This window comes from Paeniglutamicibacter sp. ORCA_105, assembly GCF_045798545.1.
In the GTDB taxonomy this organism is placed as follows: Bacteria; Actinomycetota; Actinomycetes; order Actinomycetales; family Micrococcaceae; genus Paeniglutamicibacter; species Paeniglutamicibacter sulfureus.
This window is the reverse complement of sequence record NZ_JBIXLM010000047.1, coordinates 23648-32237: the sequence shown is the minus strand read 5'-3', so window position 1 is coordinate 32237 and position 8590 is coordinate 23648. Positions and strand designations below refer to the sequence as shown.

Below are 8590 nucleotides of genomic sequence, written 5' to 3'. Positions count from 1 at the left end.
CCATCGGGAACCATGCACCGCCTCGTCCGGCCCACAACCGCGTGTCGATGAGTTTGATGTCGATCGGTTCGAGATTCTGATCCCGCCCGACGCCCCCCCCAAAAACCCCCCCCCCCCGGGGGGGGGGGGGTTTGGGGGGGGGGCCTCGGGCGGGATCAGAATCTCGAACCGATCGACATCAAACTCATCGACACGCGGTTGTGGGCCGGACGAGGCGGTGCATGGTTCCCGATGGCTATCAGCAGACGTTGGGCTGGCCGTTTGACCGGTAGGCAACCGTTGAGTCAAGTGCCAACGGTCCGCCGAGCAGGATATTGGTCCAGCCCTTCATGGATACCAAGGCGTCGGACACCGAGGCGGGCAGGCACGACTTCCGCGCCAGCAGCAACGGCGCCCCGTTGTAACCTGCTGCAACGGCCCCGGTCAGCCCGTCAGGGAAGTCCGAGCCGGTGGCGATGAACTGGCGCTGCGAGCCGCCGGACCAGAATGCCTTGGCGATCATCGCGCTGGTGTCGTAGCGGTTGCTGCCCCCATAGCGCACCACCGTCGCATTTGGCACCGCCTTGCGCACCTGCGCCTCTGCGGCGGCGGAGATGGCAACGGGGCCTCCGGCCAGGTACACCCGGCTCGGATTCAAGCGCTTGAGTTCGTTCAGGGTGGTCGTGGGGACCACGGATTGCCGGGTGAGCAGCATGGGGGACTTGCGCCCGGCCGCAACGGCTGCCATGGACAGGGCATCCTCAAATCCCTGACCGGTGACCACGAAAGCGGTCGAAGCGGAGCTCCAGTTCCCGGAGATCTTCGCGCTCGTGTCATAGCGGTTGCTGCCATAGACCCTGGTGACCGGCGCATAGGCCTTGAGCTTCGCCACGGTTGCATCGCTTACGGCGATCGGGCCTCCAAGTACCAGGATGTTCTTGGGGCGAAGCCGCTGCAGCTCGGTGGCCACAGCCGTTGGCAGCACATCCTTCCGCGTCAGCAACAGTGGCGCGTTCTTCAAGGTGGCCAGCGGGGAGCCGGCCAGGGCATCGGGGAAGTTCTCGCCCGAGGCGACGACCACCGTCGCTGCGGTGGATGGGAATGTGCGCTTTGAAATGGCCACGGGGGTGTCGTACCGGTTGGCCCCGGAGAGCCGGACTGGAGCAAGGCGTGTTGGCCACACATCGGCGTTGCCCAGATAGTCGGTGATCATCCGGTACGGGGTGGAGCGCGTGTTGCGCGCGAAGTCGCGCAGCGAGGTCAGGTCGCCGTTCCATACATTCGCGTCCACGTTCTTGTCCGAGCCGATCAAATCGGCGTTGGAGGAGTACTGCCAGACGTTGAACGTCGTCCAGCCTTCGGGCAGCTCGCGCGGGTTCTTGGGGACTTCGGCGGTGGGGAACAGCGAGACGTGCAACGGCCAGCCCTTGAAGGCGGTGGAGTCGCCGGTGCAGTCATCCCACCAGGACTGGGCGGTATAGATCATCGGCAGGCGCCCCGTCGCGGCCTTGACGGTGTTGCCAAAATCCGTGATCCAGGCAACCATCTGACTCGGCGTCATGCCGTAACAAGCATCGCCCTTGCCCGCGCCGTAAGCATCGGCGGTGTAAGGGTTCCACTCAATGTCCAGCAATGGCGGGAGGGTCTTTCCGTCTGCCGACCATCCGCCGCCGTTGGCGAGGAATTGCTTGGCCTGGGTGGCACCGGAAGAGTGGGCCGGCATGGCGAAGTGGTACGCACCGCGCATGAAGCCTTGATTGTAGGAACCGGAGTAGTTTTGCCCGAACTTCGGATCCTTGAAGAGCGTGGTCGGCCAGGACTGGGTTGCCTTGATGTAGGCGAATCGGGCACCCTTGCCCCAAGCGTGTGACCAATTTACGTCGCCTTGGTGATGGGAAACATCAACGCCAAGTACGCCCGGGGGACGCCAGGTGCGCAGATCCGCCAGCGAGGTGGGTACGGCGATTCCGGCCAATGAAGCCTCGAATGCCGCCGCGGTCTTGGTGGTCCGTGCGGCGCTGTCGATGTTGAAGGAACTCCCGGCCTCGGGTGCCGTTCCGGTGGCCGGGGGGCTCGCTTCCTCGGAGGGGCCGGGCACTGCTGCGTCGTCCTTCAACGGTTCGGGCGCCGATTCGGCCAGCTCCTGGGTGGCGCTTGCCAAGGACTCCAGTTCCTCAAGCGTCGGGGCCTTGGCGTCTCCGGATTCCTCGATGCGTCGCTGGCCCTGTCCGAGCTGGGCATCCAGCGCCTCGATTCCCACGGCCGCGAGCGCCTGATCGGACAACTCGATGCGTTCAGTTGCCGTGAGCTTGCCGCCGGACTTGAGTTCGGTACGGATCTCCTTGGCGGCGATGGTGGCCGCGCCGGTATCGACCTCTGTGAGGGCGGGGGTTTTCGTGGCAGGCTTGAGGGCCGAGTCCAATAGGGCGGCGGCACCGGAGCCCGGGGGTGGCTGTTGCACGGATTCGGCGGTGGTGGCAACTTCGCGCGTGGTGTCGGCAACAGGTGCCGCGGCGGCCGTGCCGGCCAGCGCAAGGGGTGCGACCAGCGATGCCGCGAGAGATAGTGTGAACAAACGAGACAGTGGCAACCGGAATTCCGGCATGGGTGGTCCTTGGGGTTGGGGGCAGGCTGCTTGGTGGTCAGTCTACAAAGCCCCGCACTTTCCCCGTGGTAAGCACGCCGCATGGGTCGTCTTTCGCCGGGTGACCTCTGACTCAAGCGATGTCCCCCTGGATATGGAAACTGCCCTGGAGCATTCCTTGCCGCCACCTATATCCCAGGGCGGCCTGATGCGGACGGTTCTGTTCGTTCCCCATGGGAGTGGAACTGCGAAGGCACACTCGGGTCGGTGCCATCAAGCGGCGACCCGCCAACAGCACGCCGGTATGGGGCCCAATGGTTCGGCGGACATTCGGAAGTCGGTGCCTGAGGTCAGCGGCGCCGATCGATGCTGAGGTTTCCGTTGACCGTTGCGTAGATGCGAGTGCCACCCAGTTCAAGGGGCAGGCCGGTGTCCGGCGCGGCAACGCGACGCAGAGGGCCCTGAAGCCCGTCGATTTCCAATCGCAAAAAAAGGTCCGCCACGAAGTTTTCCAGGTTTTCAAGCTTATGGACCGGATCGTCCAGGACGTACTCATGGCCCTCGTGCCGGAGTACGTGTGAATGGACTGTTTCGGTTCCCCGGCCCTTGACCACCAAAGTGACAGATTCGAAGTCCGCATCGGGCGCCAGGCTAAATCGAAGTCCAAGCGGGTCCGGGTCAGACGGGGCGGCCCGGCAAATCGCATTCAGTTGTCGTTCGGTCGCGGCGAGCCGCAGCAACCCGGCCGCATCTTGACTTCGAACCAGGCGGGATCGCTGCAGGAAGGGGAATCCCAATTCCGCTTCGAGGGTTTCGGGAATATTGTCCCGTATGAATTGTGCATGTGCCTTGACCCAGCGCAGCCGACGCCGGGGCGACATGGCCGGGTAACGCACGGGGTCGTAGAAGCGAAGCGCCTTGCGCCGGTAGAGATCCAGCACCAATCGGTTCGCCGCCGAGGGATCAGGGTGCATTTCCTTGATGATCCCGGCAATTTTCGACACCGACGAGGTATAGCCCTCGGGGTCGGCCCGTCCGCTACTGATGTTGCTGCCGTTCAATCGGGTGCGGATGAAGTAGTAGTCGTAGTCGGCGAGGATTGAGTTGCGGCCGGAGGCCAAGTAGCACCGAGCGAGCATCATTCCGTCTTCGAGCCTGATCTTGCCTTCGGGGAACCGGATTCCGTGCCCCTCAAGGAGGCTGCGCCGGATCATTTTCTGCGGGGAGAGGGTGCCAAGGATTGTTCGCAGTGGCGCATCGATGAGTGTGGAAGTAAAAAGACTGTTCGCAACGTTGCGCCCGCCGATGCCGACCAACTTGGGTGCCAACACATCAACCTGGTGGGCATCGGCGAAATCAACCATCCTGCGTAGCGCTTCCGGACCCAACAGGTCGTCGGAGTCACAGAAAAATACGTAGTCGGACCGGCCTGCGTCGATCCCGACGTTGCGTGGTTTTCCTGGCCACCCGCTGTTGCGCTGGTGGATGACACGCATGTTGGGCAGCCGTGTCACATAGGAATCCAACAGCTTGCCACCGCCGTCAGTGGAACCGTCGTCCACGGCGATCACCTCAAACATATCCGGCGCCAAGTCTTGCGCCGCCAGGGACTCCAACAGTTCCCTCAGGTACGGCATCGAATTGAACACGGGGACGATGACCGCGACTCGCGCGGTGTGCGCACTGGGGCTGGGCCCGGAGTCGGACTCCCGGATCCGCAGCTGGCCGAGCCTGGCGCTGAGCCTAGAAGCCAACTTGGCCAGCCTGCGATGCAGGGATCTCCGTGCCGTCGAGATGGCCATTGTCGCTCTTCCTCGGATGCGTCATTGATGCGCCGGTCAAGCGCCTCCGCGCGGCTGGCGGATATGCCGGAGCTTGCTTCGCTTAGCCGACTTCCCCGGAGTCTACGGGTTGTCCGTGGAATTCGTAGCCACGCATCGCCACTGCGCGGTCATTGATGAGCTTGCCGATGGCATCGATGAACGAAATTGTCGAGGATCCTCGCTCACGATCGCCGAAATAGTAGCTCCGCATCTGGAGCCGTTGCTCGGCATCGGAAGATTCGAGCAACGACTCTAGACCGGGCAGGATCTCTTCCCTGGTTGTTTCGCTGATGACGGGGCAGGCACGGCTGACAGGTACTTCGCGGTTGAGCTTTTCGAGGTCGTCTCGCCGGTCGGTGAGAATCAGCGGCTTTTCGGGGTGCAGGTACAGGTAGTCAAGGCCCACACTCGATACGTCCGTAATCAATCCGTCAACGTCATTGAAAAGAGCCAGGATGTTCTCTTTCTCCGTTATCAGGTGCTGGCCGCCGGCAGCAATCTGCTCTTCGAGGATCTCCCTGATTCGCGCGTGTGCCCCGGCGATCGCCGGGTTCGAGGAGGTGGTGATTCGTGGATGCGGCTTGTAGATGACCCGTGTATTCGGCAACGCGACCAGCGTCTCGATGATGGCCTCACCGAAGACATCCATGGACGTGTAGTTGTTTGCGTCGTTTTCGCCCTCCCATGTAGGCGCGTACATGATGGTGCGGCCATGGAACGCTGGTAGCTCGGCTACGAAATTCGTATCCAGTTGGGGCCTACCGACGCTGGTCAGCCGGTCCAGATCGAAGTCCAGAAGGACTGTCCGGTGCCTCTCGATGGCGGCGGGACCAGCAACAAAGATCTTGTCGTAGGCCTTGGCTTGATTGGAGACCATGGAGAGCTTGTCGCTTTCGCCATGGTTGATATGAACATGTACCGGCCTGGCTGCGCTCAAGGACTGGAAGTTCGCCACGCCGTTGTTGACGTACAAGCAAAGTTTAAAGTTGTTGAATTCGTAGAAGTTGACCAAGTCGTCAAGACGCCGGACGAAAATTTTCGGCAATCCGGTCAGCTTGCGAAAGTGCCGCAACGTGGGAACCTTGCGAAACACCAAGACCACGCGATGGGTTTCGTGGAGTTTTTCCAAGGTGGGCAGCCACTGTTCGAGCTGGTAGGCCTTGTTCACGACGTCGCTGAAATAAACCACCACATCGGCGGCCACAGGTATTTGGTCGAGTTCGTGGTTGGCGACCGGAGCGCTGCCCAGCCCCAGCCACCGACGCGTCTTGACTCCGTGTGTGGAGCTAATTGCGGCTCTGAGTTGTTGGCCCAGCCAGGCTTTCACTAACATCAACTACTTTCGTGATTTTCGTGCTCGTGCGCCAGGAGGCGCCCTTGCCCGGTACCCGGGCGATGATTGCAATTCTTCTGTCAAAAACCCTGTCACGCCAAAATGTGCAAAGGATGATCGTGCCCTTAACGGACCCTAGACGGCGGCATTGTGCTGAGCGAATACGGGATTCGTGTTCTCGGAGGACTTAACATGACAGATGGCGGGCAGTCTACTTGAGGCTGAGGTTGCCGTAGACGGTGAAGTAAGGCGTCGTCTGCATCGAGGGGCTTGCGCCCAACCGAATTGTTCGGGTCATTGAACCGATGCCAAGAACTAGATTCAGGTCCAAGGCATCTCCGGCGGGTTGTTGTGCCCGAAGGTCGGCGGGCAACCGGAAGTGGAAGACGCTGTCGTCGCCATGGTGGGGTTGAATCTCAATTCCGTCGCCGTCCGGAATGCCGCGCTGTCTGCTTTGGAGACAGAGTCCGCTGAGATTTGCCTCGCCGGTCTCGACATACACCTCAAGGTCCATGTCGCCGTCCGGATGGAATTTGATGCCCGCAATCCGCACGTTGGCAGCGGTCAAGGCGTCACGGCCGGCCCTGTTGGCCCTGGCCGTGTCGAGGGCTTCCATCCACTTCTCGAAAATTACGTCGCTTCGGAAATGTACCGAGTCATTGAATCCCTGGGTGGACATCGCTTCACATAACGAGGCATCCGCCAACAGGCTCGTCACCGCCTGGACCGCCGTCTCTTGCTCTCCGAAGGGAACCAGGAATCCATTGCGTCGGTTTTCGATCACGTCCCTGGGGCCAAAATCAACATCGTAGGCCACCGGCACGCAACCGTGCGCCTGTGCCTCGAGGATAGCCAACGACTGGCCCTCGAATTTGCTGCAAAGCAACAGGACACGGGCACGGTGGAGTCGTTGGCCGACGTCATTGACGTGGCCGTGGAATGTGACGAGATCCTCGGCGCCGAGCTGGCGCACCTTGGCCTCCAGCTCGGGACGCTGGTCCCCGTCACCGACCAGATCCAGGTGGATCGGGATCCCTGCCGTGGCGACCTTCTTAACGATTTCCAATAACTCGCCGATGTTCTTGCCCTTGGTGAAACGACCGACATGGATTACCGAGTTGGGCTTGCGGTCGTCAAATGCCGGCAGCGTCCGCGGTCCGTCCACCGGATTGCTGATCACGAAGGTGTTTGACGTTTCCCCGAAGCGCCGCACGAACGCGGTCCGCTGGGACTCGGTCAGGAAGGTGATTCCGTCCCAGGCGTCGCGGTTCTGGATGATCTTTTGGTGGGCCGTGGAAAGTTTTCCCGTCAGCGGGTCTTGGCCGGCAGCCACGTGGGTGCTGTGGAAATTCACCAGCTTCACTGCTTCCGGGTGCTTCCACGACCAGAGGAACCCGGCCGAGTATTTGCTGTCCACCACGACATCGGCATGTGCCAAGTCGACCAAATCCGTGAGGAAACGGCGGTAGAGCTTGCCGGGGCTGCCGAGGGTTGCGATGACATGGCCATCAGGGGCGACGAGTTCCAACGTGCGGGAGTCAACTGCTGCATCGCCGTCCGCAGGCAGCGTTGAATCAATCAGGTAGATCGTGCCGTCGCTGCGGTGGTATTCACGTATGGCTGCCGTCTCATGGCGAGGCAACCGGTAATCGACGTAAAAGAGCGAACCGTCATGTGAGTGAAGGGTTCTGGCACTCTCCACCCATTCCGAACCCCGGGCCCGGCGCGGTGACTGCCCCTGAACGCGCGCCGGAGAATGCCCGGCGTAGAAGTCATGGAGATTCAGCAGCGGGACATCCGAGTGGAGCCTGCCGGTTTCCAACAACCTTGTGCGAATCGTCGCAAGGTCGGGGTTTGCATCGAATGTCACCACGGCGCTGGGAATCCCGCGTTCGTGGAACAATCCCGCACGTTTGAGGCACATGGCCGTCATCCCGCCAAAGCCCTCCTGGATTGACCACGTGACCATGAGAACCGGTCGGCTTGATTGCCGGGCATCTGCGGGCCGGCCTTGAAGCCAGTTTGAGAAGTCGGTCCCGGGATCGTGTCGCATGGAAAAGCGCTCCTTCGTTGGTGCCTTCGGGGCGGAATGGTGATGGGGCTACCCTAACCCGCGAGTCTTGGGGCTTTCTTCAAAACCGCGCCGTTGTCCGGGATTGTGTCGCCACCAAGGGTGCCGACGTATCAGGCGCGCGAACCCGTCTCAGCGCTGCCTTCTCCGACCTGAGGGCAATCGCCCGTTCCACACCCGGGAATACGAAAGGGGTAGTGTGTTGGACAAATGAGATATTCGACATGCCATCGGGTCGACCGCGGAAAGAACGAATCGGAGTCAACGGCGTGAAATTGCATTCTAGGAAGCTGCTGCTGAAACTGGCCTGGGGAACAGCCGTGGTGCTGGTGGCGGTTCACGTGGGAAGCCTGATGCTGTTGAGTAGCCGGCTCCCCGAAGCACTGGGTAGCCACTGGAACCTGGGTGGAACCGCCGATGCCACCGGGAGCTTGCCGCAGAACGTGTGGGGCGGGGTTGCGGCGATTGTTGTGCTTTGCGGGCTGGCGACGCTGGGACTGTTGCCGCCCAGCCGGGGCAAGCAGGAAGCGGGACCGCTGCTCCTAGGCGTGTGCACCGGCGGCGCCGTGGTTGCCACCGGAATGATGCTGGCAGGCACCTTGGGGCAGCTCGACAGCGCCTCCGGCATCGGCTCGCCGATGCACCTGCCCACGTCGATCGGCGCGCTGGTGGCCGGTGTGGCCTGGGGGATAGGCAGCGCGATGCTGCTGAACGCATCGGCCCCCGATGCCCCGAGGCCGGCACGCAGGGACTCGGCGACGGGCACCGGTCCACGGAACTAAAGTACCCGTCGGTTCGAG

5 protein-coding genes are annotated in these 8590 nt (G+C 62.0%); 1 reads left to right on the top strand and 4 read right to left on the bottom strand.

Annotation, left to right across the window (positions count from 1 at the left end; genetic code table 11):
* Window positions 1–238: 238 nt before the first annotated feature.
* The 4 genes from ACIPUB_RS17710 to ACIPUB_RS17695 all read right to left on the bottom strand — a co-directional run bounded on the left by ACIPUB_RS17710 (window position 239) and on the right by ACIPUB_RS17695 (window position 7772).
* Complete coding sequence (locus tag ACIPUB_RS17710; RefSeq protein WP_407608580.1) at window positions 239–2554, bottom strand: cell wall-binding repeat-containing protein; 2316 nt, start codon at window positions 2552–2554, stop codon at window positions 239–241.
* A 359-nt stretch (window positions 2555–2913) separates the two neighbouring features.
* Window positions 2914–4365, bottom strand: coding sequence for a glycosyltransferase family 2 protein (locus ACIPUB_RS17705; protein ID WP_407608579.1), 1452 nt, complete (start codon window positions 4363–4365; stop codon window positions 2914–2916).
* 82 nt (window positions 4366–4447) lie between these two features.
* Window positions 4448–5719, bottom strand: coding sequence for a CDP-glycerol glycerophosphotransferase family protein (locus ACIPUB_RS17700; protein ID WP_407608578.1), 1272 nt, complete (start codon window positions 5717–5719; stop codon window positions 4448–4450).
* A gap of 211 nt (window positions 5720–5930) precedes the next feature.
* Window positions 5931–7772: a glycosyltransferase gene (locus ACIPUB_RS17695; protein ID WP_407608577.1), complete on the bottom strand. Its 1842-nt coding sequence runs from the start codon at window positions 7770–7772 to the stop codon at window positions 5931–5933.
* Between the two features lie 287 nt (window positions 7773–8059).
* On the opposite strand from ACIPUB_RS17695, the gene ACIPUB_RS17690 reads away from it, so the two are divergent.
* Window positions 8060–8572 carry a hypothetical protein gene (locus tag ACIPUB_RS17690; protein ID WP_407608576.1) on the top strand — a complete coding sequence of 171 codons (513 nt, stop codon included), beginning with the start codon at window positions 8060–8062 and terminating at the stop codon, window positions 8570–8572.
* Window positions 8573–8590 lie beyond the last annotated feature (18 nt).